The sequence below is a fragment of the Pseudomonas sp. GW821-FHT05D12 genome (assembly GCF_059419825.1).
The window spans coordinates 15,367-40,266 of record NZ_JBWKSN010000004.1; the positions used below are offsets into that span (position 1 = coordinate 15,367).

Consider the following 24,900-nt stretch of genomic DNA (forward strand, 5'->3'; position numbering starts at 1 on the left):
CCTACCCAAACCCTTGCGTAGCGGGCGTCCTGGCCTACGCTTTCTTAAAGTGGTGTAGGAATCATCCTTGAATTTGACTGTCGCAGACATGAAACTCAAGAACCCTGCATGGAATTAAAAGGAGGTGCGCATGCTCATCCGGTCGCTGACCCTGGCTACCTTGATGGCTTTTACGGGGCCGCTGTTGGCTGCTGATGATATCAACCCGCTCAAGCAGGACTTGGGCAAGTCCCGGCCGCTGGTGGTGGTGGAGTTGGACTCCGGCAACGCCGCGCTGACGGACCTGAAGAAACAGCTGGAAGAGCCGGCCACCAAGCAAGCCTTTGAAGAGCGCAGCATGGTGTTCTACACCGTGAAGTTCGGCAGCATTGGGGCCGAGGGCGAGAAGTTCGCCAAGGACCCCAAGGACAACAAGAAACTCACGCCGCCTGAAACCAATGCGCTGATCCGTGCCCTCAAGCTGGGCGCCGGCAGCGGCACCAAGGTGATCCTGGTTGGCAAGGATGGCGAGAAGAAAGTCGAGAAGACCGTACCCCCGGATACCCTCGACCTGAAGGAATTCTTCAGCGCGATCGACCAGATGCCGATGGCCGAGAAAGAAATGGCCGCCCCGGCCGAGCCTGAACCCGCTGCCGCGCCGGCCGCGAAGCCAGGCGCCAAGGCGGCTAAGCCGGCCAAGCATGCCGCGCCGCAACAGCAACTGGATGATTGACCTGCGCCCAAGGCGCTGGCTGACCCCGCGCTGATCGAAGCGCTTAGGTAGGGAGGGAGCTTGCTCCCGCTCGACTGCGTAGCAGTCGCAAGCGTTTTGGCGGCGCTGAGTACCTCGGCCGGAGCAAGCTTCCTTGTCAAACAGGCTTCAGGTGCGCGGTTCAGAGACTTTGCGCTGCGGAAACGGAAAGTAGAAAAACCGCAAGAACGCCACGCGCTTGATCACTTCTCCGATCAACAACGGCACCCCAACCCCCACCACAAAACCGATGCAGGCCGCGACAAATGGCGGCAGGCCCAGGCGCTCCATCAGGTCAAACGTCTTGTGCTGGATCTCCCCATGGAAGATCAACAGGATCAGGGTCGACTGGCCGATATAGGTCATCACCCGCGTGATCAGCGCCGACACCATCAGCACCCGCGCCAGCGCCCAGCACACGTACACGCCAATCACCGCCAGCAGGCTGGTCCACAGCCAGTGGTCGTAGCGACGCTGCGCCAGGTCCATGGTGTCGCCCCGATAGAGGAACACGGCGGCGAACAACACCACCGACACCAGCAAGGTCAGCAGCGACCCCGCATGGGTGCGCAGCCAATTGCGCAGCAGGTAGCCGTAGATGAAACAGGCGCTGCTGATCAGGGTGATATCCAGGCTGAAGGGCAGGCCGGGCAGCACCCAGGTTTGCCCGCCCAGGGTCACCGGCAGTTGCCAGAAAAACGGCAGCATCCAGATGCCCACCAGCAACGGCACCAGGGTCAGCGCGCAACTCACCGCCAGCGGCAGGCGCTGGATCAGGCGCAACACCGCCCAACTGAACAGGATCGCCACCCAGAAGTGCGGCAGGAACCACATTGCTTGCCACGGGATGGTGTCCACCGAGGCATACAGCACGCCACCGATGTCTGGCAGCAGCGGTTGGCCACGCAGCACATCGCGCACGATCACATACACCAGCATGGTGAAGAAAAACGGCTTGAGCAGGCCATCCGCCTTGCGCACGGCCATCTCCCCGAAGGGCTGCTCCGGCTTGAACAGCACCCCGGACAGAAAGAAGAACAATGGCAGCACGAACGACGCCAGGATCGGGTACATCAGGTCCGGGGACGTCGCGACAAACCAACTGTGGGCATACACGATCACCAGGATGCCGATGCCTTTGGCGATATCCATTTGAATCCAACGATGTTTCACCTGTTCATCCTCCCTCTGTGAACCGCACAGCCCCTGGCAGGAACTGGCACGCCGTCATGCCTTGCGCCACGGCTTGAGCCATAGTCCCATCCCCAGCAACACCAGGATGCCGGCCAAGGTGCTCAACCCCAGTTGCAGCCACACGCCTTCAATACGAAACAGTGCCAGCGCCGCCAACCCCATCATCAGTGCACTGAGCAGCCATTGCCGCATCCAGGGCAGGGCGTCGAGCAATGACTGGCGCTGCATCAGCAGCAACGCGGTGCAGATCACCCCGGCCAGCGCGGCCAGCGGGATTCCGGCCAGGCCAAACACAAAGGGCAGGGCACCCAGCAGCAACACGTTGACCAGGCTCCCGAGCAACTCGCAGCGCAACGGCTGGCGCGTGTCGCCGGCGGCATAGGCGTAGCGGGCGAGCAAGGCGTTCCAGGCGCCGAATACCAACGGTACGGCGAACCAGGCCAACAGCAGCGGCAATGGCGAATCCGCCGATTGCTTGGGCAGCAGCAGCGCCACCAGGCTCGGCGCTGCCGCCACCAGGCCGACGCCGGCGGGCAGGGTCAGCACGCTGGCGGTTTCCAGGCCGCGCTTGAGCAGGGCCAGGCGCTCATCGCCCTGGCGCCGGCTCATCATGCCCAGCAGCACCTGATTGAGGCTCATCAGCGCAATCAGCGGCAGGTTCATCAGTTTGCGGGCCAGGTTGACCCAGGTCACCGCGCCTTCGCCCAACAGCGACGCCACCAGGCGCTCGATCAGGGCCAGGCCCTGGCTGGCGCCGTTGCTCAGCAACAGCGGGCCGATGCGCTGGCCCAGCTCCCGCAGCGGCGCGAAGGTCAGCTGCCAACGCCACGGCCGCCAGCCTTGGCGCCACACCGACGGCAGCAACGCCAGCGGCATCAGCAAGCTGCCCGCCAGGCAAGCCAGGGCCAGCGAGTGCGGTTGAGTCGCGGTGCCGGCGAGGGCGAGGTAGGTCACGGGCGGCAGGTTGAACAGCAACGAGCCCAGCCCCGCCAGCACAAAACGCTCGCCCGCCTGCAACGGAATGCTGAACAGCGCATGCAGCATCAACCCCGGCACGCACCAGGCGACGATCTGCAAATTGCTCGCGGCGAGGGCGGTGGCGCTGGCCGCCAAGCCGGGGCCGAGCAGCTGCACCAGCCATGGCGCGAGCAGCGTCAGCAGCAGGCTGGTGACCAGCGCGATCAGCATCAACGCCGGGAACAACACGGCCAGCCAATCCAGGCGCTCACCGTCCTTGCGCTGCAGGTACAGCGGCAGCGCGGCGGCACTCAGCACGCCACCCGCCAGGGACATGCGCAGCGCTTCCGGCAAAAACAGCGCGATCAGAAACGCATCGCTGCGCTCACCCGCGCCCCACGCCGCCACCAGCAACCATTCACGCGCAAACCCCAGGCACAGGCCCAGCAGGGTCGCCAGGGTCAGCCAAACGGCCGAGCCCAGCATCAGGGACGCGCGCCATCAAGCAGCGGCTTGCGAAACACCACTGTCTTGACCTGCGGCAGGCGCGCCGGAAACAGGCGCCGCGCCTCCAGCACATTGATGCCGACCATCAACCAGAACAGCGCCACCATCACCACTGCGAAGCTGAAGTAGTGGTCAAACAAACCGCTGACCAGCGCCGACAGAATCCCACCGGTGGTGCCCAGCCACAGGGCGTTGTCCTTGGTCAGGCGAATCGGGCCTTTTTCCGGACGGGCCTCACGCCACCAACGCACGGTCACCGCCACGAAGAACAGCATGCCGACGATGCCGATCTTGTAGATGTAGTTCAGCCACAGGTTGGAAATCCCCAGGAAATGCGTGCCCGGCACCGGCGGATCGACCTTGAAGCCGATGCCGAACGGGTAGGCCGCCACCGCCTGCGGGAACATGCGGTATTCGTCGAAACGCACTTCGGTACTGGCGTTGTCCGAAGAGAAAATCGTTGCCAGGCGCTCCTGCAACGGCGGGTAGGCAATCACCAGCGCCACGGTCAGCGCCGCGCCGATCATCAACAGGCGCCCGGTGTACGGCACGCGCCGCGTGGCCATCCACATCAGCACCAACGCCAGGCTGACCATCGCGCCGCGGCTGCTCGCCAACAGCAAGGCGGCCGCTCCCAGGCACGCCACGCCCAGGCCGAGAGCGCGTTTCCAGCCTTGTTCGGTCATGCCAAAACAGAACGCCAACGGCAGCAGCAGCGCCATGATCCCGCCGATGGCATTCGGGTGCGTCCACGGCGAGCCCATGCGCGAGGACATCGCCTCCAGGCCGAATTTGAGCATGTCGAAGTTGGCGTAGTTGAACAGCGCCAGGATCGGCGCAATCCCGGCGCCGGAGCGGGTGCGCACAAACACCGCGATCGACAGCACCAGCATCGCCAGGGTACCCAGCAGCAGGGCGATCACCAGCGCTTCCCGGTGCTTGTGGTCCACCAGCAGTTTGGCCGCGATAAACACCCCGGACAGGTTCAGCAACCAGCGCAGCCAGTTGGCCACGCCGCTGGTGTCGGCATGGATAGTGACTTGGCCGACAATGAACGGGACCACGCTGAACAGCATCAGCCACAACAGCATCTGGTCGGTGGGGCGCCGCGCCAGGCCTGGTGTATCGGGCAGGCGCGCGAGAAAGCTGTGCCACAGGATGGCGCCCCAGGTCAGTGCCAGGATCGCTTCGCTGACGGTACTGCGGATGCCCAGGTTGATCGTCGAAAACGGCATGAACGTCGCCACCAGGGCAAACAGCAACAGGCCCCAGAACGGAAAGCGCAGGATCGTCACCGCGCCCGCCAGGCCGACCACGGCGAGGAAGGCCTTGGCCGGTGACAGCAGCAGGGCGAGGGCGCCGAACAGCAGGCCGAAGAGCACCGCCACGAGGCTTGCCAGATTCACTCTCACTTCAGTTCCTCGATCAGTTCGGCCAGGCGTCGACGGTAGGCGTGATGGTTGAAACGCTCCGCCCACTGGCGCCGTTGCGCGGCGGATTCTTCAATAGGCTGCTGCGCCAGGCTGACCATCAACTGCACCAGCGCCGGGCCGTCGGTAGGCGAAAAACGTGGCGCCGACGGCGGGGTGATTTCATCCAGCGAGGTGCCGCTGGCCACGGCCACTGCCGTGCCGACGCTCAGGGCTTCGATCACCGGCAGGCCAAAGCCCTCGGCGTAAGACGGTTGCCACAGGCGCGACGCCTGCCGGTACAGCGCATGCAACTCGGCATCCGACACGCCGCTCAGCGCCCGAATCCCCGGCAGCGTGCGCTGGGATTCGGGCAGGTGTTCCAGGCTGCCCACCAGCACCAACTCCGGCACGCCGGGGGCCTGGCGTCGCGCCTGCTGCCAGGCATCGACCAGAAACGGCACGTTCTTGCGCAGCTCGCGCGTGCCCACCAGCAACCAGTAGCGCTCCGGCAGTTGGCGCGCCGACAGGTCCGCTGCCAGCTCGGCAAAGGCGTCGACCTGATTGGGCAACACGCGAATCTTGCCCGCAGCCTTGGGAAACAGCCGCGCGGTCTCATCAGCGCTGTACTGCGACGGCGTCCACACGCGGTCGGCGCTGTGCACCGCGTAGGCAATCGACAGGCGATCGCTGGTCTTGTAGATCAGCGCCTTGAGGCGGTTGGCGTGGTAGTTGTCCAAGGTGATCTGGAACAGGTCATGCAACAGCACCACGCTGCGCAGGCCCTTGGGCTTGGGCGGCAACGGCAGGCCCATATTGAAGGTGCTGATGTACAGGTCGATGTGCTGCTCACGCAAGGCGTGCGGCAAAAAACCAGCCTCGAAACGCAGGCGATTCTGCGGTTGGTGCATGGCGGTCTTGGCACAGCCCCAGGCCGGGCAATGGGCCTTCAAGCGGGTTTCGTCGCCCAGCGGCGCCACGGTAAAGCGCTCAAGCTCGATGCCTGGGAAGGTGCGCAGGGCGCTTTCCAGCGCATACACCTGGCGGCTGATGCCCGATTGCGGCGACGTGCCGACGGTGCGGTAATCCAGGCCTACACGCATGCGGGCTCCTTGTATGTGAGCGGTAAAAGGCTCGCGTACACCTGCTCCAACTGGCTGGCGGCAACGCTCCAGTCATGGGCGCGGCGTACATAGGCGCGGCCGGCTTCACCCATCGGTTCGGCGGCATCGGGGAACTGCAACAGGCGCACCACCGCGTCCGCCAAGGCGGTAGCGGTTTGCCCGCCGAGGTAGTCCAGGCCTTCCACCAGGTCCAGCCCCGACACGCCCTGTGCGGTGCTCGCCAGCGGCAGGCCGGCGGCCAGGGCTTCCAGCACCTTGAGCTTGGAGCCGCCGCCATGGCGCAACGGTGCGAGGAACACCGAACAGCTCGATTGCAGCGCCAGCAGGTTGGGCACGAAGCCTTGCCATTCGATACGCGGGTCCTGCCAGCGTTCACGCCAACTGGCCGGCATGCCGAAGCCGCAGACACTCATGCGCGCCTGCGGGCAGCGCTCCCAGACCTTGGGCAGGATGTCATCCAGGGCCCACTCGATGGCGTCCACGTTCGGCGCGTATTCGTAGTTGCCAAGGAACAGCACGCGGCGTGTCGACGGATCGGGCCGGGCGGCGGCGAAGTGGTCGCAGTCCACGCCATTGACCACCACCGGCACCGGCTTGCCGGCGATTTTTTCCAGCACCTGGGCATCGCTGTCGGTCACTGCGATTACCTGTGTGGCCTGGCGCATGACCCGGCGCTCCCAACGTGCATAGCGCCATTGATCGTAGCGAATGAACGGCAGCGCCCAGCGCGGCAGACGGTCGTAGGTGGCGGCGCCGAGGGCCGATTCGACGTTGTGCTCAGTCAGCACGAACGGTTGGGATTTGCGTGCCAGCGCATCTTCGTAAGGTTGGAAGGTGTAGGTGTGCTCGATCTGCACCACATCCCAGTGCTCATCCAGCAACCTGTTGAAGGTGTCCTGCAAGGCGCCCGACAGGCCATTCACACTGGCGAGCAGCGGGTAGGGCGCAAACAGCCCGGCCAACAGGGTCGTGGCGCTGCGCAGCGGGCGGCGCGGCAGGACGATCAGTTGCTCGAGAAACGCCTCCAGCACCTGGCGGTCGGCGAGCGACACCGGGTGCTTGTCATGCAGCAGCAAGGTGATCCGGTGCCCCCGCGCGGCGAGGCTGCGCAGCAGATGGAACTGGCGCGTCTTACCGCCGCTGGTGGCGGGCCAGGGCGAGTAGGGCAGGATCCATAAAATGCGCATGGCAGGCCTCAGTCCCATAACAGGATTTGCAGGTTCGGCTTGACCGGTACGGTCAGGCCGTTGGTGCCGCTTACCGGGGTTTGCGTACCGCGCAACGGGTCGTACAGGGTGGCGCTGGCCAGGTTGGGCAAGTGCGCGTTACCGCCTTCGGCCGACCAGAAGAACCACACCTTGCGCCCATCGGCACGCGTCCAGCCAATGCTGAACAGGCCGTCGGGCAAGGCGTCGGCGACCGGCGGGTCACCCGGGGTGAGCGACGGCCCGCTGACGTCGAGGAAATACTTCAGCGCGGTGTAGACCGGCTTGGGGTTGGCGTCGATGTCCAGCAGCCCGTAGAACTGGTCGCGCACGCTGGCGCGCTGGTCGAGGTCGCTCAAGGTGAACAGGAAGATGCGGTCGTAATCCAGCGCGCTCATCAGCGCCAGGCGCCGCACCACGTAATCGGCCTGGCCCTGCTGGGTGATGATGTCCTGGGCGTCCTTGGGCCCGGGGTAGGTCGACCAGCCCCACTCGGTGCTCCACAAGGTTTGCACGCCGCCGTTGCGCAGGGCCTGGTTGAGCTGGGTGGTCTTGGCGATAAAGTCGAGGTTGGCCGGATCGTTGCCTTCGGGCAATTGGGTGTAGGGGTGATAGGACACGACGGTGTTCAGGCTGGCCACGCCCAGCGCGGCAAGGGCGTCGAACATGGTCTGGCCGTTGGGCATTTCGCTGAAGAACGCCATGCCGGCCGCCACCACCGGGGTATTCGGGGCGACCGCGCGCAGTGCGGCGGCGCTGGCGGTGAGCAGCGTGGCGTAGCCGGCCGGGTCTGCCACCGGGCGCCAGAAGCCCAGCAGGTTCGGTTCGTTCCACACCTGCCAGGCGTTGACGCTGGGGTAACGCTGGGCCAGCAGCGCCATGCGGTTGGCGAACACGTTCGGGTCTTTGGGCGGGTACTGGTCCTGATAGGGCGCACCGGCCGGCGCGGTGGTGGCGAAGGGCGCCGAACCCACCAGGTAGAACACCGACTTGAGTTGATTGTCTTGCAGCTTGCCGACCAGTTGATCGAGGGTGGCCACCTGATACTGGTTCTGCGCCGGCTCCAACTGATCCCAATGCAGGTCCAGGCGCACCCACTCCAGGCCCAAGTCCTTGAGACGGTCGATCTGCATCTGGTATCGCTGGGGGCTGAACCACAGGAACTGTGCGTTCACGCCCAAAAAGTCCTTCCACACCACGGTCTTGTTGCCCTTGAGCACATGGCTTTCGGCATCCGCCTGGCGCCCCCACAAAACGGCGGTCAGGCCCAGCACGGCGACCACCGCAAGGCTGGCAAGGAACGTTTGTCTACGCGCCATGGCGGGCTCCTGCGATGGCCTCGGCAAACACTTCGGTGAACTTCTGCGCGGTCAGCGGCCACAGGCGTTCGCGGCCGATCTCGCCGGCGCGTTCGGCCCAGTCCCTGGCCAGCGCCGGCGTGCGGGCCAGGCGCAGCAATTGTTCGGCCAGCGCCGCCACATCGCCTTCGGGGTAGATGGCGCCATTGCCACTGGCAACTTCCTCGGCAAACGCGCGTGCGTCGGAGGTGATTGCTCCGCGCCCACAGGCGGCGGCCCAGGACAGCGCGCCACTGGTGCCGCGCTGGCGCCCGAGCAGGCCGAGTTTTTTCGATTCGCGGTAGGGCAGCACCATCACATGATGGGCCTGGATGGTCTGGGCAATCTCGTCGGCCGGCAGGTTCAGCCGCCAGTCGATGGCGTCGGTCAGGCCGAGTGCGGCGATCTGGCTGTTGAGTTGCTCCAGGTAGTTGCCGCCGGCGCCAAAGGCCATTTCCGCCGCCGTGCCGCCGGCCAGCGTCAGGCGCACGTGGCCGCGCAGTTCAGGGGCCTGTGCGAAGACATCGGCCAGCGCCTGCACCAGGTCTTCGATGCCTTTGCCGCGGTAGATGAACCCGAAATACAGCAGGCGCAGGGTGTCGAGCGCGGGCAGCGGTGCCGGTGGCACGGCGAGGTTGGCATGGTTGATCACGGCCACCTTGCCGGGCGGCAGTTGCATGCGCAGGCGCAGGCAATCGGCGCCCAGGCGAGTCAGCGTCACCAGGCGGGTCAGGCCCTTGGCGACCTGGCGTTCCTCACGCAGGGTCAATGGGTCGGCCAGCACCACGGCCGCCTGCGGCAAGGGGCTGGGCAAGCGCTCCAGCAGGTTCAGCGGAAACGGCAGGCGCTCACGGCGCCACACAATGCGCTCCGGGTCGTGCACGGTGGCGGTCAGCGGCAAGTGCGAGTAGGCCTTGCGCAACTCGCGCAGGGCCAGGAACTCACCCAGGCGCCCGCCGCCCAGCTCGGCGTGGACCAGGTCCACGGTCTGCCAGTTGAACGTCGCGACCGCGTGCTTGATCGCCTCGGAAGTGCCCGCCACCCCGGCCAACGGCGTCAGCACCGTCACCCCAAGCTGCTCCAGCGCCGTGCGAAAGTGGTTCGCGTAGTCGGCGATGCCGTTTTTTTCCGGCGGCAAGGGTGCAAGCAGGGCGATACGCATCAGAACGCTCCCCGGTACTTGGCGATGGTCTGCAGCACTTTGCTCGGCACTTCGAACTTGCGACGGTTGATGATGATGCCGTCGACCTTGCCAAACGCGGTATTGAGGATCGACAGCGCATGCTCGACCACCGGCACGGTACTTTTGCGTGCTTCCACCACCAGGCCGATCAGGTCGGCGCGGCGCAAGGTGATAAAGGCTTCGCGGTTGTCGAGCAAGGCCGAGGCGTCGAGCAGCACCACTTCGCCCGGAGCGGCGGCTTCAAGCCCGCCGACCCGTACATTGATGCCGTTCTCGCGCAACAACAGGCGCAGTTGTTCCACCACAAAGGTCACGCCTTCGCCATGCCGCGCCGACGTCAGCCCCAGGGTCAGGCCGCGTTCGGCAATGCGGTCGGGCTGCAACAGGCTGTACAGCCGGTAGATACTTGCGTTGAAGGCGTTGGCGCTTTGCGCGGTGGTGGTGTCCAGCTCCGGCAGGGTGGTCCACAGCGGCAAGCCGAACTTGCGTTCCACCAGGCCACCGTCGTGAATGCGCTGGTCGAGCAGGTAGCAGAGGTAGATCACCAGCAGGCCGACGACGATTGCAAACGGAATCGCCAACACCAGCATCAACAGGGTTTTCGGGAAGATCCGACCCGGGTTCAGGGTGGCTTCTTCGATCACCGCGATGTTGCTGATCTGGCTGTTGTCCAGCTCGCGGTCGATGCGCGATTTTTCCAGGTTGTCCACGTACAGCGCGTAGTTGCGCTCGGTGGCGCTGAGCTCACGGGACAGGCGCGCCAGCTCCGGCTCGATCTCCAGGGCCTGCTTGCGTTGGTCCTCGAGGTTGACCAGTTGCTTCTGCTGTTGAACCAGTTGGGTGCGCAGGGCCAGGTTGTTGCTCGACTCATCCAGCAGCACCCGCTGCAGGTGGATTTCCAGGGTGTTCGGCGCACGGTTCTCCGAGGCCTGCACGGTGTTGCTCTCGTTGGCGACCTGGGCCTGCATGGCGCGAATCGATGCATCCAGCGCTTTGACCGGCGGCGCGTTGTCGGTGTAGGTGCGCATCATGTCGGCGCGTTCCAGCAGCTTCTGGTTGAGCAGGCGACGCAAGTCCTGCTGCTGTGGGTTCAATGCGATCTGGCGCACCGTGGTGACTTCCTTGGGCTGCCCCTTGAGCTGGTTGCGCGTGCTCTCGATGGCGCTGTCGGACGAGGCGATAAGGCGGGTGGTATTGAAGGTCTCGCCGCGCAGCACGTTGATGCGCTCGGACAAGTCTTCCAGGCGGTCGGTGATGCTCGCCGCGCCGATCTCGTTCAGGTGCTTGAGGATCTGCTCCTTGTAGCTCTTGATCTCGGTGGCACTGGTATTCACCTGGCCTTCGTAGAAGGCATACAGGCTCTTGCGCCCCAGGGCCTGGGTGCGTTCGTTGATGTAGGTCTCGACCCAGTCCTTGACCACCGCCTGGGCAATTTCCGGGTCGCCCCAGGTAAAACTGATGTCCATCACCGTGGAGCCGGCGGCGTGGCTCACCTCAAAGCTCTTTTCCAGGCCGGCGGCAAGGCGTTCCACCGGGGTGGTTTTTTCCACCACACCGAGGGTTTCCAGGACCACGCGCAGGCCATCGAAGACTGCGCCCACGCCTTCCTTGAGGTAATGCTTGGCGCTTTTGAAAAAGCCTTGGGGCGGCGGCGCATTGTTGATCACTTCCAGGTAGTGCTCGGCCACCGCACGCACGATCGGACGCCCGGTGAGCAGGCGCTCCTCATCGACGATCGGGTCGCGCTGGGTGCTGGGCATCACCAGCGCCTGGCGGTTGCTGATCTCGATCGGCAGGGTCGAATCACGCCCCGGTTTGACCAGCAGGCGGGCGGTGGACTCGTACTTGGCCGGCAGCAGGAAAGCGCCGAGCAGGATAATCACCAGCGCTGCGATGGCCGCCAGCTTGAACTCGTGGCGGAAGATGAAAAACAGGCGCAGAAGATCACGAAAAGAACGGATCTCGATCATGGGATGTCGCTCCTTTAGTTATTGCCGCCGCTGGTTCTGGTGTAGTTGTAGCCAACCCCAATGGATTTGGTGAACGGGATCAGTTGGTTCAGGTAGGTATCCACGCCCTGGATGCGCTCGCCCACGTTGGATTTGGGCACGAACACCACGTCACCGCGTTGCAGCGGCACTTGTTTGCGCCCGTTGGGGCCGGTCTTGAGGTACTGGCTGAAGTCCAGAAAGTAGGCGTGGTAGGCGCCTTGGGCATCTTCACGCAGCAAGGCGACCATGCTCGCGTTGCCCGAGGGGTTGACCCCGCCGGCGCCGACGATTGCCTGCTCGAGTGTGTTGGCCGTGGCGATCTGGACCGCTGTCGGGTTGTTCACCGCGCCACCGACAATCACCGAGTTGCCCGGTGCCTGGTTGATGTTCACCGTCACGCGTGGCTCGCGGTACACCGGGGCGAGGCTCTTGGTCAGGTCGGCGGCGACCTCGGCGGGGGTGCGATGCGCCACCTGGATCGGCCCCAGGAAGGGGTAGTTGATCTTGCCGTCGTTCTGCACCGTATACAGCGTCAGCTCGTAGATGGTGCTGACGTTGAACGCCGACAGCGTCGGCATCTCGCCGGCATCGCGGACGATACGCAACTGGTCGCCGATGCGGATGCGTTCCACCGCCGGCGGCAGTTGGGCGAGTTGGTCGAGGGCGCGCTTGCCGTCCTCGACAGTCTGGTCGTCGGGCGGGGCGATGCGTGCCGGCGTATTGCAGGCGGACAGGGCCAGCATGGCCAAGGCGAGCACGGCGGGTTTGATCAAGCGGGACTTCCTGTGGGTCATGCTGCTCACCTCCAATAACCGGGAAACATGCTGATGCGCCGCTTGAGGGCCAGCGGCAGGCGGCGCTCAAGATGGCCCAGGCGGTAGCCGAGCAACTTGAACGCGCTGCGCACCAGCACTTCGGGTACGCGGTGCAAGGCACCGGCTTTGCGCAAGGCCGCGAGTTCGGCCAGCACGTAGCGTTTGCCTTCACCGCCGGCGTCACCAAAGGCCTGTCTGATCCACGGCTCGCGACCGTAGAACACGCCAATGTCGAAGTAGCGATGAAACTCATCCATGAGTTTGTAATCGTGGGAGTGATGCACCAGCGCCGTGGCGGCGTAGCGCACCTTGTAGCCTTCGAGCAGCATGCGCGCCGCAACGTAGGCGTCTTCGCTGCCGATCACGTCGGCGGGAAAACCGCCGACCGCCTGCAGCACGCTGCGCCGGTACACTGAAAACGAGTCGGAGCTGAAGCAGGTCTTGATCCCCAGCACGGGCGCATCGGCCAGGCTTTTGCTGCGGCTCTGCTCCGGGTAGTTGAAGTGCCGCGACTGCGCGCCCAGCACCCCGGCATCGGGGTGCGGCAGCTGGCGACCATAAGCCACGCCGTTGAGCGGGTCCTGCTGCAATTCATCCAGCAGGTTGGCGAAGGTCTGCGGGGTCGCGGGGATGGCGTCCTGGGTCATGACGATCAGCGCGTCGCCACCCACCTGTTCGCTGGCCCAGCGGCGCGTGCCGCCGTGGTTGAAATCACGCGCGTCGATGACCTCGACCCGCGCACCGAACTCGCGAAAACGCGCCACGGTGTCATCGCTGGAGGCGCTGTCGACTACCAGCATCTCGTCCGGTTGCAGGGTTTGCATCTTCAGCGCCGGCAGCAAGCGCGCCAGGTGGCTGGAGGCGTTTCGGGTCGGGATGATCAGCGAAGTGCGCATGTCATTTCTTCGCCTCGAGAGGGGCGCGCCCGTAGATGTCGTCGAAGCGCACGATGTCGTCTTCGCCCAAATACTCGCCGCTCTGCACCTCGATCATCACCAGGTCGATGATGCCGGGGTTGGTCAGCCGGTGTTTGTGCCCGGCAGGGATGTACGTGGACTCGTTGGCGTTGATCAGGAATTCACGCTCGCCGTTGGTGATCTGCGCCGCGCCGCTGACCACCACCCAGTGTTCGCTGCGATGGTGGTGCATCTGCAATGACAGCGAGGCCTGGGGCTTGACCACGATGCGCTTGATCTTGAAGCGGCTGCTTTCTTCGAGCACGGTGTAGGTGCCCCACGGCCGCGTGACGGTACGGTGCAGGCTGTACGCCGGGTGGTTCTGGCGCTTGAGTTCGGCGACGATGTAGCGCACGTCCTGGCTGCGGTTGGCGTCGGCGATCAGCAGCGCATCCGGGGTGTCGACGATGATCAGGTCACGCACGCCCACCGCGCCCAATACACGCTTGGGCGAGTCGATGTAGCAGTTGTGCACGTCATGCAGGATCGCTTCGCCGTTGACCTGGTTGCCGTGCGCATCGCTGGGCGTGAGCTGGCGCAGCGCTTCCCAGGAGCCGATGTCGCTCCAGCCGATATCGCAGGGCACCACGGCGACCTGCTGGGACTTTTCCATCAGGGCCACGTCGATGGAAATATCCGGCGCGCTGCCAAAGGCATCGGCGTCCAGCTCACGCTGGCGCGAGGTTTTGTTCTGCAGGCTCTGGCTGTGTTCCAGCGCGGCGCGCGCGGCCTCCAGCACGTCGGGGGCATGGGTGGCCAGTTCCTCCACCAGGGTGCTGGCCTTGAAGCAGAACATGCCGGCGTTCCACAGGTGCTTGCCGCCATCAAGGTAGGCCTGGGCGGTGGCCAGGTCGGGCTTCTCGACGAAGCGTTTGACCCGGTTGCCGGTGCTCAGCGGCTCACCTTGTTCGATATAGCCGAAGCCGGTTTCCGGGTGGTCGGGCTGGATGCCGAAGGTCACCAGGTAGCCGGCCTCGGCCAGGTCGCGGGCCTGGGTCACCGCCGCGGCGAACGCGACTTCATTGAGGATCAAGTGGTCGGCAGGCATCACCAGCAATTGCGCATCGCCGCCGAAATGCTCCTGCACATGCAGCGCCGCCACGGCAATCGCCGCGGCCGTGTTGCGGCCGAACGGCTCCAGCAGCAAATCCAGCGGCAGGTGCGCCTTGTTGACCAGGCGGTAGTCATCCAGGGTGCGAAACAGCAGGTCGCGGTTGGTCACCGTCAACACGCTTTCCACGCCGGGCAGCTTGGCGGCGCGCTGGAAGGTCTTTTGCAGCAGGCTCTGGCCATCGCGCATGCGCATGAACGGCTTGGGCATGTTCTGCCGGGACACCGGCCACAGCCGCGTGCCCGAACCACCGGAAATGATGCAGGGAATTAATCCGTTGAGGGTATTCATCAATAGACTTCCTTGGTGGAAAGGACGGCCGGGACCGTCATGAAGACGATGTACAAGTCAAACCACACCGACCACTTGGAGATGTACTCCAGGTCGTACTCGACACGTTTCTGGATTTTGAACAGGGTGTCGGTCTCACCCCGGTAACCATTGATTTGCGCCCAGCCGGTGATGCCGGGCTTGACCCGGTGCCGCGAGCTGTACTCGCTCACCGCCACTTCGAAGGGAATGCCCGCGGCCTTGGTGGCGGTGGCGTGCGGGCGCGGGCCGACCATGGACATGTTGCCCAGCAGCACGTTGAACAGCTGCGGCAACTCGTCGATGCTGGTCTTGCGGATGATGCGACCCACGCGGGTGATGCGCGGGTCCTGGCGGGTGGTCTGGCGCTCGGCAGTGAAGTCGCTCTGGTCGGTGAACATCGAGCGGAACTTGAACACGCGGATTTCGTTGTCGTTATAGCCGTAGCGGTTCTGGCGAAACAGCACCGGCCCCTTGGAATCGAGTTTGATCGCAATCGCGGTCGCCAGCATCACCGGTGACAACGCCACCAGGGCCAGGCTCGCCAGGAGGAAATCCTCACAGCGCTTGATCACCGGCGACCAGCCGCGCAAGGGCAATTGCGAGGTGTTGAACATCAGGATCCCGCCCACGTCGGTGATGCGGCTGTGGCCGTAGCGCAGGGCGGCCATGTCGGGCACCAGCATCACGTTCACCGACATCTGCCGCAGACGGTTGACCAGCCCGTGGATGCGTTGCTCGGCGGCCCACGGCAGGCAGATCATGACCTGGTTGACCTGCTCGGCGCGGATCAGTTTTTCCAGGTCGCGAGTGTTGCCGAGCAAGGGCAGGTTGCTCAGCTCCTTGGGGATCCGCTCGGTGCGGTCGTCGATAAAACCGATCAGGCCGGAACGGATATCGCCGTTGCGCTGCAGGTGGTCGGCAACGTGCACGGCCGTGTCGGTAAAGCCCAGGATCACCGTGCGTTGCAGGTACTTGCCGGCGCTCATCAGCCGGCGGTACAGGCGCAGCATGACCAGGCGTTCGAGGCACAGCAGGCCCAGGCTGGCGACGTACCACGCGGCCAGGTTGCGCGGGCTCAACTGCGGGAAAAACTGCAGGATCTGGTACATGAACAGCAGGATGCAAAACGCTGCGGTCCAGGCCTTGATCTTGGCTTTGAGACGCAGGCGGTTGCTGAACAGCTCCTCGGAATAGATGCCCAGGGCCTGGAACAGAATGATGGTCAGCACTGCGAAAAATACCAGCAGGCCGATGAAATGCGGGCGCAACTCAGGGGCCAACGGGTCCAGGAAAAGCACCAGGACCAGCGGCGGCAGAATGGCCGTGAGGCCATGGATCAATTTGACGAAAACGACAAAGAACTCAACAAAACCGGCGCGCGTTAAAAACAGGCTGTCGACGGACGACTTTTCTCGCATAAAACATCCCTCATTGCACTCCAGTTGCTGTTGTTCGTTGTCGCTTCAATAAAGCCGCGATGGCGTTAGAGGGCACTTCGAACTACGGCTACTCTGGGTAATACGCAACTACCAATCCAAATGCACATATCAGTGAAGCTATCCATTTGAAGGGATTTTGCGGCGATAGTGACTAAAGGAGTGTTCCCTTTTCGTGCTTAGTCAACGAATTGACGATGGTGCGGAGGTGGCGTGCTAGACAGGTTAATCAGTCTTTTTAGTGGCATTTTATTGACATTCCTTGTCCGAACACTCGGTAAATGGGTGTGTTTTTGAGTGTAGGAACAAATGTGAGATTTTTCCTGTTTAAAGGACAAACCTTTTTCCAGCGGCAGTAGGAAGGGGGGACAAAGAGGGCGTGGCAGGGCGCACTAAGTGCCCTGCCACTGGGGGTTTCGCGGGATCAGAAGTTGCCTTTCAAACTAACGGTGAAATTGCGCGGTTCACCGTAGAAGTTGCCCCATGATGCAGTTCCGACGGTGTTGTAATAGGTTTTGTCGAAGAGATTGTTGCCATTGACCGCCACGGTCCAGGTGTCGTCGAGACGGTAGGCCAGGCGCGCGCTCCAGGTCGCGTAGCCGGGCTGTTCCAGCTTGATGGTCTGTACGCGGTAATTGCTGCTCTGGGCATTGACCCCGGCACCCACGCTCCATTTCGACAGCGCGCCGTCGAGCTGGTAGTCGCCCCACATCCGCAGCATGTGGCGCGGTACGTAGCTGTTGGAAACACCGCCTTCTGCGGCGCTGTCGATGTTCTTCAGGGTCTTGGTCTGGGTGTACGTGTAGCCGCCGGACACCTGCAGGCGCTCGAGCAGTTCGCCGCTGACTTCGGCCTCCACGCCCTGGGCGCGGACCTTGCCGGTATCGGTGTAGCAATAACCATCGGCGGAGGTCGGGCAGAAACTCAGGTAGTCGGTTTCGGCGGCGTTTTTCTCGATGGAGCGAAACAGCGCCAGGGAGCTGTTGAGGCGCCCCTCGAACCACTCGCCCTTGATGCCCAGCTCATAGTTGTCGCCGATTTTCGGCTTGAGCGCGGCGCCGTCGGCGGTGGCGTAGGCGCTTTGCGGTTGGAAGATATCCGCGTAGCTGGCGTACACCGACAGGTGCTCGTTGAGGTCATAGATCAGTGCGGCAAACGGTGTGACCTCGCCGGTTTCCTTCGTGCGAGCATCCTGCAGCGACCATTCGCCCCAACCAAGGCTGTAGGACTGGCGACGGTTTTCGTACCAGCTCACGCGGCTGCCCACGATGAACATCAAGGGCTCGGCCAGGCGCAGGCGCAAGGTCGCGTAAGTGCCGTACTGGGTCGCGGTCTCCTTGATGGTGCTGCCACGGTACATGTTGGGCCAGAAGGTGTTGTCGGCCGGTTCCGGGAAGTGATGGTTGGGTTGGTAGATGCTCTGGCGCGTGGGCAGGTTCTGGATCGCGTAGATGTCGTCCTGGGTGCCACGGCTGCCGTTGGCGCCGAGGATCAGTTCGTGCTGCAGGCCGAAGGCTTCGAATTTGCCGTCGAGGTAGGCGTCGAGGCCGAAGTCCTTGTGGTCGTAATCCATCAGCGCCGCGTAGGAGACGGCGGTCGGAGCTGGGTTGTCGTAGGCAATGGTGCCTTCGCTGGCGGCGTACTTGATGTCTTGCAGGTTGCGGCTGTGCACGGCCGCGACCTTGAGTTTCCAGTCGTCGTTGAGCTGCTGCGTGAGGTCGGCGAAGTACGTGGCGCGTCGGCTCTGCCAGTCGTTCCAGGATTGGCCCAGGCAGGTCGAGCGGCTGAGCTTGGCACTCTTGCCATCGGCGTAGCGCGGCAGGCCGCCCCAGCACGGGGTGGCATCGACATCTTCATAACTGGCGCCGAGGCCGAGGGTGGTGTCGGCGCTGAGGTCGATGTCGAGGGCGCCGTAGAAGGCCTGGTCCTGGCGCTTGGCGATGTCCATGTAGGAGCCACGATTCTGCTGGCTGACCGCCGCACGACCGCGCACCGTGCCGCTGTCATTCAGCGGGCCGCCGGTGTCGACGTCGGCGCGGTAATTGTCCCAGGTGCCGGCGGACAGCGACAGGCTGGTGGTGGGGCTGGCCTGTGGCCGCTTGCGCACGAAGTTCACCGCGCCGCTGGCCGTGCCGGCGCCCTTGAGCATGCCGGCGGCCCCCTTGAGCACTTCCACACGGTCATAGATCGCCATGTTGGCGCTGAAACTGTCGGCCTGTGCGTAGTCCTTGCCCATGTCCAGCGGCACGCCGTCGTACTGGTACTGGCCGAGCATCTTGAAACCACGGGAATAGAAATACTTGCCGCCCATCGGCGATTCATAGGAGGTGATGCCGGGCGTGCGCTCCATCACGTCGTCGATGGTGGTGAGGTTCTGGTCATCCATCAATTGGCGGGTCATCACACTCACCGATTGCGGCGTTTCGCGCAGGCTGTGTTGACCTTTACCGATGGTGACTGCGCCGGTGGTGTAGGACCCGGTGCCATCGGTGGTTGCCCCCAGGCGGTCGCCGGTGACGGTGGTGGCGCCCAGGTTGAGTGCGCCGGTGTCGGCCACTTGCGGCAACAGCAGCCAGTTGCTGCTGCCCTGGCGCTGGGCTTGCAGGCCCTGGCCGCGCAGCAACTGGCCGAGGGCTTGCTCGCGGTCGAAGCGGCCACTCAGGCCCGGGCTGGCCTTGCCGGCCACGCTGGTGGCGTCGTACGACAGGCTGATCCCGGCCTGGCGGGCGAACTGGTCCAGCGCACTGGCGAGGGAGCCGGCGGCGATGTTCCAGTCGCGGGCCTGGGTGTCACTCGCCAAGGTGTCGGCCAGCACGGCCAGCGGCACGGCGCCGCCACTGAGGCAGGCACCGAGCAAGGCGGCCTGTACCGCGCGCTTGAGTGGAGAACGTTGTGAGGGGAACGCTTGCATGACCGCGGGATGCTCCTGAAGGAAGTGGACAGAACCGGCCTGTTGATCGGCCTTTCCTTACAGGTCGAGCGGCAATGAGAATTCACCTCATTTATTTTTCGAAGCGTTAAACGCGAGGGCTGACGGTCACCCAATAACGGCTGCGGTAGGTGACGTCGACCGGCAGCGATTGCGCCACCAGGCTCAGCACCTGATCGGTATCGTTCAACTGATAAGTCCCCGACACGCGCAACCCGGCCACCGCTTCACTGCAACGCAGCAGGCCATTGCGGTAGCGGCTCAACTCGCTGAGGAAGTCGTCCAGGCGCATATTGTGGGCACTGATCACGCCGTCACTCCAACCCCAGGGATCGAGGCCGTTGGCGATGGGCGCATGAACGCCGGTGTGGTCGAACAGCACCTGCTCGCCGGGCTTGAGTACTTGGCGCGCGTTGGCCTCCCGGCTGTTGGCAAATAACGCCACGGCGCCCTGTTGGACGGCGAGCAGCGTGCCCTGGGCTTCTTCACGCACCAGGAAGCGGCTGCCGAGGGCGCGCAGGTATCCGTCGCGGGTCTGTACCCACAGTGGCCGGTCGTCGACGCCCGTGTTCACCAGCATTTCGCCCCGGTGCAGGTGCACCAGGCGGCGCTCGGCACTGAACGTGGCGTCGAAGGCGCTGGCGCTGTTGAGCTGGATCTTGCTGCCGTCGTCCAACGCCACCCAACGCCGCTCACCCGTGGCGGTGCGGTAGTCGGCCATCAAGCCGGGCAGCGGTGTGTAGTCGCGACCGAGCCAGGTCAAGCCCGCTGCCCCGGCCACCAGCCCGAGCAGCTTCAAGCCTTCGCGGCGGCTGATGCGTTGACGCGCACCTTGCAGGGCATGGCGGCCGACCTGGGCCGGCAGCTGGTTGAAATCATCGTTCATGGTCGCCACCCGCTGCCACACCTGCTGGTGCTCGGCGCTGGTGTGCAGCCAGCGATCGAACGCGGCGGTGCTGGCGTCGTCGGCCACGTTGAAACGCAGCTTGATCATCCATTGAATGGCCTGGTCCACCAGGCGCGGGTCAGAGTTCGGCATAGCGCAACCGATAACAGGCGTGCAGCGCCTTGGCCAGGTCGCGCTCCACGGTAGCCTTGGACACGCCCAGGCGCAGGGCGATCTGCGCGCAGGTCAGGCCATCCAGTTGCGCCAGCAGGAAGGCTTCGCGCACCCGTGGCTTGAGCTGGTCGAGCAGGCGGTCGATGCGTTCCAGGCTGTCGAGGATCAGCCACCGGGTTTCTTCCGACGGCACCTCGACCTCGGGGAAGTGGGCGAGGCTTTCGAGGTAGGCGCGTTCCAATTCGCGGCGCCGGTATTGGTCGATCATCAGACTGCGCGCGATGCTGCTCAGGTAGGCGCGAGGCTGTTGCAAGGTCTGCTGCTTGCGCGCGTTGAGCAAGCGCACGAAGGTTTCCTGCGCCAGGTCGGCGGCATGTTCACGGCAACCGGTGCGGCGGTTCAGCCAGCCACGCAGCCAGGAATGATGGGCGTGGTACAGCTGGCCGATGGCGGCATGGTCCAGTGGGTGGTCGCTCGACATGGGCATCCTGGCGCAGCAGTCTTAATTGATAATGTTTCGCATTCTAGACGGTGGTCGTGGCCATTCGCAATTCCCGGCACGCAATGTATCCAGCACAATTTTTTGTTCGGCCGGGGTGAGCCGACTAATCTGCAGGCTTTTCCTCATGGACGGCGCGAGCATGATCGACCTTGCAACCCTGGCGGTGTTTTCCGGTGCTGTGCTGCTGTTGCTGTTATCGCCGGGGCCGAACATGGCGTTTGTCATCACCCATGGCGTGACCCATGGCTGGCGCGGGGGAATGGCCTCGGCGCTGGGCATTGGCGTGGCAGACCTGCTGTTGACCGGGTTGACCGCCTCGGGGGTCACTGCGGTGGTCGCGAGTTGGCCGCCGTCGTTCGACTTGATCCGCTTTGCCGGGGTGATCTATCTGCTGTGGCTGGTGTTCAAGACGCTGCAGAAACGTCCGGGTGGGGCGCAGGCCCAAGTCGAGCGGGTGCCGCTGGGCCGAGTGTTTTTGCAGGCCATGCTCAATAGCCTGCTGAATCCCAAGGCGCTGCTGTTCTTTGTGGTATTCCTGCCGCAATTCGTGCGCCCTGAGACGGGGTCGATCGCGATACAACTGCTGGTGCTGGGCGGCGTACTGACGGTGATCGCCGCGGTGTTTCACCTGCTGCTGGGGATTTTCGGCGGCGCAGTCAGCCGGTTTTTTGCCGGCCGTTCAGCGGGTGCGGCGTTGCAGAAATGGGGCCTGGCGACGGTGTTGACCGTGCTGGCCGTGCGCCTGGCGCTGATGTCTCGTCCGGCCTGAGCCTGTTGTGGCGAGCAAGCTCGCCACAGGTACCGCCAGCTCGCCAGGCTCAACCTCAGCCCAACCGTGCTGCCGCCCGTGCGACGATTTCCCCCCGGGTCTTGCGCGACTCGGCGGTGCGTTTGTGGGCTTCTTCCAGCACGTGCTTCGGCGCGGTGTCGGGGCTGCCCGAATCAAACGGCGGCGCCGGCGCGTATTCGATCTGCAGTTGCACCAGTTGCGCCGCCGCTTCGCTGTACAGCTCGGCCGCCAGGGTCAGGGCGAAGTCGATACCGGCGGTGATCCCGCCACCGGTGAACAGGTTGCCGTCGCGCACGACACGCGCCTGGACCGGGATCGCGCCAAGCGGGGCGAGCAGGTCGTGGTAGGCCCAGTGAGTCGTGGCCTTGCGCCCGCGCAGCAAACCCGCTGCGCCGAGCACCAGCGAGCCGGTGCACACCGAAGTCACGTAGCGCGCGGTGTGCGCCTGGGCCTTGAGGAAGTCCAGGGTGGACGGGTCTTCCATCAATGCGCCCACGCCGGAACCGCCGGGCACGCAAATCACATCCAGGGCAGGGCAGTCGGCATAAGTCATGGTCGGGGTGAACACCAGGCCGGTGCTGGACGTGACCGGTGCGAGGTCTTTCCATATCAGGTGCAGCTTCACCTCCGGCAGCGAGCCCAGCACGTCATAAGGGCCGGTCAGGTCCAGTTGCTGGATGCCGGGGAACAACAGAAAGCCAATCTGCAAGGTCATGAATGAAGCTCCGCTAAAGGGGTGGACGACTTCACTCTAGAGGCCTAGGCTTTGGCGAATACGCCATTGAGCCCACCAATCACGCCAATCATGCCCAGAATCATCCACGTCCTCGCTTTCGATAACGCCCAGGTCCTCGACGTGACCGGGCCGTTGCAGGTGTTCGCCTCGGCCAATGACCTGGCGCGCCAACGCGGCTTGCCGTTGCCGTACGCCGTCAGCGTGATCGCCGACCAGGCAGAGCCGGTCATGACCTCGGCGGGCCTGGCGTTGGTGGCGCAGCCGCTGCCCCCTGTTGACGCACCTTGCGACACCTTGGTGATCGCCGGTGGCTGGGGCGTGTATGGCGTCGCCGAAGACGCCGCGCTGGTGCAGTGGGTGCGTGAAAAATCCCGTCATACCCGGCGCATGACGTCGGTGTGCACCGGGGCTTTCCTGCTGGCCGCCAGCGGCTTGCTCGACGGTTGCCGCGTCGCTACCCACTGGACCCGCTGCGAGGAACTGGCGCGCAAGTTTCCCGCGCTGACGGTGGAGTCCAACCCGATCTTTATCCAGCAAGGCTCAGTGTGGACGTCCGCCGGTGTCACGGCCGGCATCGACTTGTGCCTGGCCCTGGTCGAGGAAGACCTGGGCCGCGCCGTGGCCCTGGAAGTGGCGCGGCACCTGGTGGTGTTCCTCAAGCGCCCCGGCGGCCAATCGCAGTTCAGCGTGACCCTGTCGCTGCAAAAAGCCGGCAGCCGCTTTGCCGAGCTGCACGCCTGGATCGCCGACAACCTCACCCTCGACCTCAACATCGCGACGCTCGCCGCCCAGGCGGGTATGAGCGAGCGCAGTTTCGTGCGTCACTACCGCGCCGAAACTGGCCAGACGCCCGCGCGCGCCGTCGAGTTGATCCGGGTTGAAACCGCACGCCGGCAACTGGCCGACAGCAGCGCATCGATCAAGCGCATCGCCGTGCACTGCGGTTTTGGCTGTGAAGAAACGCTGCGCCGCAGCTTTTTGCGCGCCCTGCAAGTCACGCCCCAGGCCTACCGTGAGCGGTTCTACGATCCGGTTTGAATGAAAACGTACACATTTGTACTGTTTCTCGAACTGGAGCGCGCCGTGACACCCCGGCACGCCGCCGCGCTGCATGTCGCCCGTGCCCTGCGTCTTCAGCTTCCGGCTTGCAGCTGCGCCCTAGCGTCGGTCGAGCAACTCAATGATCGCTGCCAGAGTCGCCTGCGGGGCTTCCTGGGGAATATTGTGGCCGACGCCGGGCAACACTTCGCGCCGGTAAAAGCCGCTGAAGTGCTCCACATCGTCGTCCTCTTCCGGCGGTGGTCCGACGCCATCATCGGCACCACACAGCGAAATGCTCGGCACCGAAATCGGCGGTTGCAGGGCCAGGGCCACTTCGATGGGCTCCAACGCCGGGTCGCCGGGTGCGTACATGAAGCGATGGCGATAGGAGTGAATCACCACCTCGACAAAGTCCGGATTGTCGAACGACGGCGCCGTCTGGTCATACAGGCTCGGCCCCTCGGCCCAGGACGGCGACCACAGTGACCAGAGCAACTTGCACAACTGCGTGCGATTGGCGGTCAGCCCATCCACGCCGCGCTGGGTATGAAAGTAGAACTGGTACCACAACCGATGCTCCGTCACGGGCGAACGCGGCTTGAGCGACTTGGCGATGTCCTGGATGTTGTAGCCGTCCCCGGTCACCAACCCCCGCACCCGCTGCGGCCACAGCGCCGCGACAATACACGCGGCGCGGCCACCCCAGTCATACCCGGCAAGCGTGGCCTGCGGGATCGACAACGCATCCATGAACTCGAGCAAGTCCTTGGCCAGCGCCGCCTGTTGCCCGGAGCGCAGCACTTGCTCATTGATAAACCGCGTCGGGCCATAACCGCGCAGGTACGGCACCAGCACCCGACACCCGCGCGCGGCCAGCACCGGCGCGATCGCGTCGTAGCCGCGCGGGTCGTAGGGAAAGCCATGCAACAGGATCACCGGGGTACCGTCGGCGGGGCCATGGGCTTCATAAGCCACGTCGAGCATGGAGGTACGTATATAGAGCAGTGCGGTCATGGGGGCTCCTGTCTGTGGGTCAGCGGTGTTGCAACTGTAGTCCACGGGCGTGACGGGATAGGGCGCACTTGAAGGCAGTAGGGTTACTTGTCCAGGTCCAGCTCGGCGCTGCTGCGCACCTGTTTGAAGTGGTGCCGCCACAGATCCACGCCCAGCTTGCCCGAGCGATCCAGCGACGAGCCGACCGTCAAGTCGCTGATCAAGGTCGGCTGCAGCCCGGCATCGAACAACGCAAACCCCGCCGCCAATACGCAGGTGTCGGTCTGGATACCGCACACCAGCACGCGCTCGGGGGCGAGGCTTTTCAGGTAGGCGATGGTTTCGGGTGTCGGCGCATAGCCGTGCTTGATGAAGACGCGATCTGCCGCGATCAGGCTGCGGTCATCCGGTGCCGGTTGCCAGCCGAGCTGGCGGGTGAAGGGCGTGATGCTTTCGTCATGGCGCTCTACGGTGGCCACTGACGGCAATCGCCCGAGCAGGGCATTGATGCCGTCCACCAGCCATTCGGGAGGGTTGAAGGAAGGTTGCACATCGATGATCAGCAGTACCTGGCGCATGGGG

Annotated in this window: 21 protein-coding genes; 3 read left to right on the plus strand and 18 right to left on the minus strand. The window is 64.3% G+C overall.

The features are described 5' to 3' along the window. Nucleotides 1-130 precede the first annotated feature (130 nt). Nucleotides 131-712 (plus strand): DUF4174 domain-containing protein, encoded by a 582-nt coding sequence (locus AC07SI_RS08135; RefSeq protein ID WP_065907266.1) that lies wholly within the window; start codon nucleotides 131-133, stop codon nucleotides 710-712. Between the two features lie 147 nt (nucleotides 713-859). Here AC07SI_RS08135 and AC07SI_RS08140 read toward each other — a convergent pair whose 3' ends face one another. From AC07SI_RS08140 to AC07SI_RS08210, 15 genes are all read right to left on the minus strand, one after another. After that, nucleotides 860-1,882, minus strand: coding sequence for an acyltransferase family protein (locus AC07SI_RS08140; RefSeq protein ID WP_315417076.1), 1,023 nt, complete (start codon nucleotides 1,880-1,882; stop codon nucleotides 860-862). 75 nt (nucleotides 1,883-1,957) lie between these two features. Next, complete coding sequence (locus AC07SI_RS08145; RefSeq protein WP_495005508.1) at nucleotides 1,958-3,367, minus strand: lipid II flippase MurJ; 1,410 nt, start codon at nucleotides 3,365-3,367, stop codon at nucleotides 1,958-1,960. Further along, a complete protein-coding gene (locus AC07SI_RS08150; RefSeq protein WP_495005674.1) occupies nucleotides 3,367-4,794 on the minus strand; it encodes an O-antigen ligase family protein in 1,428 nt (475 codons plus the stop codon). The genes AC07SI_RS08145 and AC07SI_RS08150 overlap by 1 nt, the downstream gene beginning before the upstream one ends. Nucleotides 4,795-4,796: 2 nt before the next feature. Then, nucleotides 4,797-5,900, minus strand: coding sequence for a glycosyltransferase family 4 protein (locus tag AC07SI_RS08155; RefSeq protein ID WP_065907256.1), 1,104 nt, complete (start codon nucleotides 5,898-5,900; stop codon nucleotides 4,797-4,799). After that, a complete protein-coding gene (locus tag AC07SI_RS08160; RefSeq protein ID WP_065907254.1) occupies nucleotides 5,891-7,108 on the minus strand; it encodes a glycosyltransferase family 4 protein in 1,218 nt (405 codons plus the stop codon). Before AC07SI_RS08160 ends, AC07SI_RS08155 begins: the two co-directional genes overlap by 10 nt. A gap of 8 nt (nucleotides 7,109-7,116) precedes the next feature. Further along, on the minus strand, nucleotides 7,117-8,445 hold the full coding sequence (locus AC07SI_RS08165; RefSeq protein WP_106804614.1) for a GH39 family glycosyl hydrolase: 1,329 nt from the start codon (nucleotides 8,443-8,445) through the stop codon (nucleotides 7,117-7,119). Then, entirely contained in the window at nucleotides 8,435-9,625 is a 1,191-nt protein-coding gene (locus AC07SI_RS08170; protein WP_106804613.1) for a glycosyltransferase, read from the minus strand. The genes AC07SI_RS08165 and AC07SI_RS08170 overlap by 11 nt, the downstream gene beginning before the upstream one ends. Beyond that, entirely contained in the window at nucleotides 9,625-11,616 is a 1,992-nt protein-coding gene (locus tag AC07SI_RS08175) for a GumC family protein (RefSeq protein WP_262135179.1), read from the minus strand. The genes AC07SI_RS08170 and AC07SI_RS08175 overlap by 1 nt, the downstream gene beginning before the upstream one ends. 14 nt (nucleotides 11,617-11,630) lie before the next feature. Next, nucleotides 11,631-12,431: a polysaccharide biosynthesis/export family protein gene (locus tag AC07SI_RS08180; protein WP_495005509.1), complete on the minus strand. Its 801-nt coding sequence runs from the start codon at nucleotides 12,429-12,431 to the stop codon at nucleotides 11,631-11,633. Nucleotides 12,432-12,436: 5 nt separating this feature from the next. Then, nucleotides 12,437-13,348, minus strand: a complete 912-nt coding sequence (locus AC07SI_RS08185) for a glycosyltransferase family 2 protein (protein ID WP_065907241.1) — start codon at nucleotides 13,346-13,348, stop codon at nucleotides 12,437-12,439. Between the two features lies 1 nt (nucleotide 13,349). Further along, on the minus strand, nucleotides 13,350-14,810 hold the full coding sequence (locus AC07SI_RS08190) for a mannose-1-phosphate guanylyltransferase/mannose-6-phosphate isomerase (RefSeq protein ID WP_106804610.1): 1,461 nt from the start codon (nucleotides 14,808-14,810) through the stop codon (nucleotides 13,350-13,352). Continuing rightward, nucleotides 14,810-16,249, minus strand: coding sequence for an undecaprenyl-phosphate glucose phosphotransferase (locus AC07SI_RS08195; RefSeq protein ID WP_065907235.1), 1,440 nt, complete (start codon nucleotides 16,247-16,249; stop codon nucleotides 14,810-14,812). The genes AC07SI_RS08190 and AC07SI_RS08195 overlap by 1 nt, the downstream gene beginning before the upstream one ends. Before the next feature lie 442 nt (nucleotides 16,250-16,691). Further along, entirely contained in the window at nucleotides 16,692-19,178 is a 2,487-nt protein-coding gene (locus tag AC07SI_RS08200; protein ID WP_495005510.1) for a TonB-dependent siderophore receptor, read from the minus strand. A 106-nt stretch (nucleotides 19,179-19,284) separates the two neighbouring features. After that, complete coding sequence (locus AC07SI_RS08205) at nucleotides 19,285-20,235, minus strand: FecR domain-containing protein (protein ID WP_495005511.1); 951 nt, start codon at nucleotides 20,233-20,235, stop codon at nucleotides 19,285-19,287. Beyond that, nucleotides 20,222-20,737 (minus strand): sigma-70 family RNA polymerase sigma factor, encoded by a 516-nt coding sequence (locus AC07SI_RS08210; RefSeq protein ID WP_106804607.1) that lies wholly within the window; start codon nucleotides 20,735-20,737, stop codon nucleotides 20,222-20,224. The genes AC07SI_RS08205 and AC07SI_RS08210 overlap by 14 nt, the downstream gene beginning before the upstream one ends. A gap of 160 nt (nucleotides 20,738-20,897) precedes the next feature. On the opposite strand from AC07SI_RS08210, the gene AC07SI_RS08215 reads away from it, so the two are divergent. Beyond that, nucleotides 20,898-21,527 (plus strand): LysE family translocator, encoded by a 630-nt coding sequence (locus AC07SI_RS08215; RefSeq protein WP_201143893.1) that lies wholly within the window; start codon nucleotides 20,898-20,900, stop codon nucleotides 21,525-21,527. 55 nt (nucleotides 21,528-21,582) lie between these two features. Here AC07SI_RS08215 and inhA read toward each other — a convergent pair whose 3' ends face one another. Continuing rightward, the gene (inhA, locus tag AC07SI_RS08220) at nucleotides 21,583-22,263 is read right to left on the minus strand and encodes an isonitrile hydratase (RefSeq protein WP_065907219.1); all 681 of its coding nucleotides are present in this window, start codon (nucleotides 22,261-22,263) and stop codon (nucleotides 21,583-21,585) included. 90 nt (nucleotides 22,264-22,353) lie between these two features. Between inhA and AC07SI_RS08225 the strand changes: the two genes are divergently transcribed. Beyond that, nucleotides 22,354-23,322, plus strand: coding sequence for a GlxA family transcriptional regulator (locus AC07SI_RS08225; protein WP_495005512.1), 969 nt, complete (start codon nucleotides 22,354-22,356; stop codon nucleotides 23,320-23,322). 120 nt (nucleotides 23,323-23,442) lie between these two features. Here the strand turns inward: AC07SI_RS08225 and AC07SI_RS08230 are convergent, their stop codons facing one another. Next, complete coding sequence (locus tag AC07SI_RS08230) at nucleotides 23,443-24,339, minus strand: alpha/beta fold hydrolase (RefSeq protein WP_495005513.1); 897 nt, start codon at nucleotides 24,337-24,339, stop codon at nucleotides 23,443-23,445. Between the two features lie 83 nt (nucleotides 24,340-24,422). After that, a complete protein-coding gene (locus AC07SI_RS08235; RefSeq protein ID WP_495005514.1) occupies nucleotides 24,423-24,896 on the minus strand; it encodes an isochorismatase family protein in 474 nt (157 codons plus the stop codon). Between the last annotated feature and the right edge of the window lie 4 nt (nucleotides 24,897-24,900).

Excerpts from the sequence above, each read along its gene's own strand:
- AC07SI_RS08135 (WP_065907266.1), top strand. The coding sequence starts at position 131 with ATGCTCATCCGGTCGCTGACCCTGGCTACCTTGATGGCTTTTACGGGG.
- AC07SI_RS08140 (WP_315417076.1), bottom strand. The coding sequence starts at position 1,882 with ATGGATATCGCCAAAGGCATCGGCATCCTGGTGATCGTGTATGCCCAC.
- AC07SI_RS08145 (WP_495005508.1), bottom strand. The coding sequence starts at position 3,367 with ATGCTGGGCTCGGCCGTTTGGCTGACCCTGGCGACCCTGCTGGGCCTG.
- AC07SI_RS08155 (WP_065907256.1), bottom strand. The coding sequence starts at position 5,900 with ATGCGTGTAGGCCTGGATTACCGCACCGTCGGCACGTCGCCGCAATCG.
- AC07SI_RS08160 (WP_065907254.1), bottom strand. The coding sequence starts at position 7,108 with ATGCGCATTTTATGGATCCTGCCCTACTCGCCCTGGCCCGCCACCAGC.
- AC07SI_RS08165 (WP_106804614.1), bottom strand. The coding sequence starts at position 8,445 with ATGGCGCGTAGACAAACGTTCCTTGCCAGCCTTGCGGTGGTCGCCGTG.
- AC07SI_RS08170 (WP_106804613.1), bottom strand. The coding sequence starts at position 9,625 with ATGCGTATCGCCCTGCTTGCACCCTTGCCGCCGGAAAAAAACGGCATC.
- AC07SI_RS08175 (WP_262135179.1), bottom strand. The coding sequence starts at position 11,616 with ATGATCGAGATCCGTTCTTTTCGTGATCTTCTGCGCCTGTTTTTCATC.
- AC07SI_RS08180 (WP_495005509.1), bottom strand. The coding sequence starts at position 12,431 with ATGACCCACAGGAAGTCCCGCTTGATCAAACCCGCCGTGCTCGCCTTG.
- AC07SI_RS08185 (WP_065907241.1), bottom strand. The coding sequence starts at position 13,348 with ATGCGCACTTCGCTGATCATCCCGACCCGAAACGCCTCCAGCCACCTG.
- AC07SI_RS08190 (WP_106804610.1), bottom strand. The coding sequence starts at position 14,810 with ATGAATACCCTCAACGGATTAATTCCCTGCATCATTTCCGGTGGTTCG.
- AC07SI_RS08195 (WP_065907235.1), bottom strand. The coding sequence starts at position 16,249 with ATGCGAGAAAAGTCGTCCGTCGACAGCCTGTTTTTAACGCGCGCCGGT.
- AC07SI_RS08200 (WP_495005510.1), bottom strand. The coding sequence starts at position 19,178 with ATGCAAGCGTTCCCCTCACAACGTTCTCCACTCAAGCGCGCGGTACAG.
- AC07SI_RS08205 (WP_495005511.1), bottom strand. The coding sequence starts at position 20,235 with ATGCCGAACTCTGACCCGCGCCTGGTGGACCAGGCCATTCAATGGATG.
- AC07SI_RS08210 (WP_106804607.1), bottom strand. The coding sequence starts at position 20,737 with ATGTCGAGCGACCACCCACTGGACCATGCCGCCATCGGCCAGCTGTAC.
- AC07SI_RS08215 (WP_201143893.1), top strand. The coding sequence starts at position 20,898 with ATGATCGACCTTGCAACCCTGGCGGTGTTTTCCGGTGCTGTGCTGCTG.
- inhA (WP_065907219.1), bottom strand. The coding sequence starts at position 22,263 with ATGACCTTGCAGATTGGCTTTCTGTTGTTCCCCGGCATCCAGCAACTG.
- AC07SI_RS08225 (WP_495005512.1), top strand. The coding sequence starts at position 22,354 with ATGCCCAGAATCATCCACGTCCTCGCTTTCGATAACGCCCAGGTCCTC.
- AC07SI_RS08230 (WP_495005513.1), bottom strand. The coding sequence starts at position 24,339 with ATGACCGCACTGCTCTATATACGTACCTCCATGCTCGACGTGGCTTAT.
- AC07SI_RS08235 (WP_495005514.1), bottom strand. The coding sequence starts at position 24,896 with ATGCGCCAGGTACTGCTGATCATCGATGTGCAACCTTCCTTCAACCCT.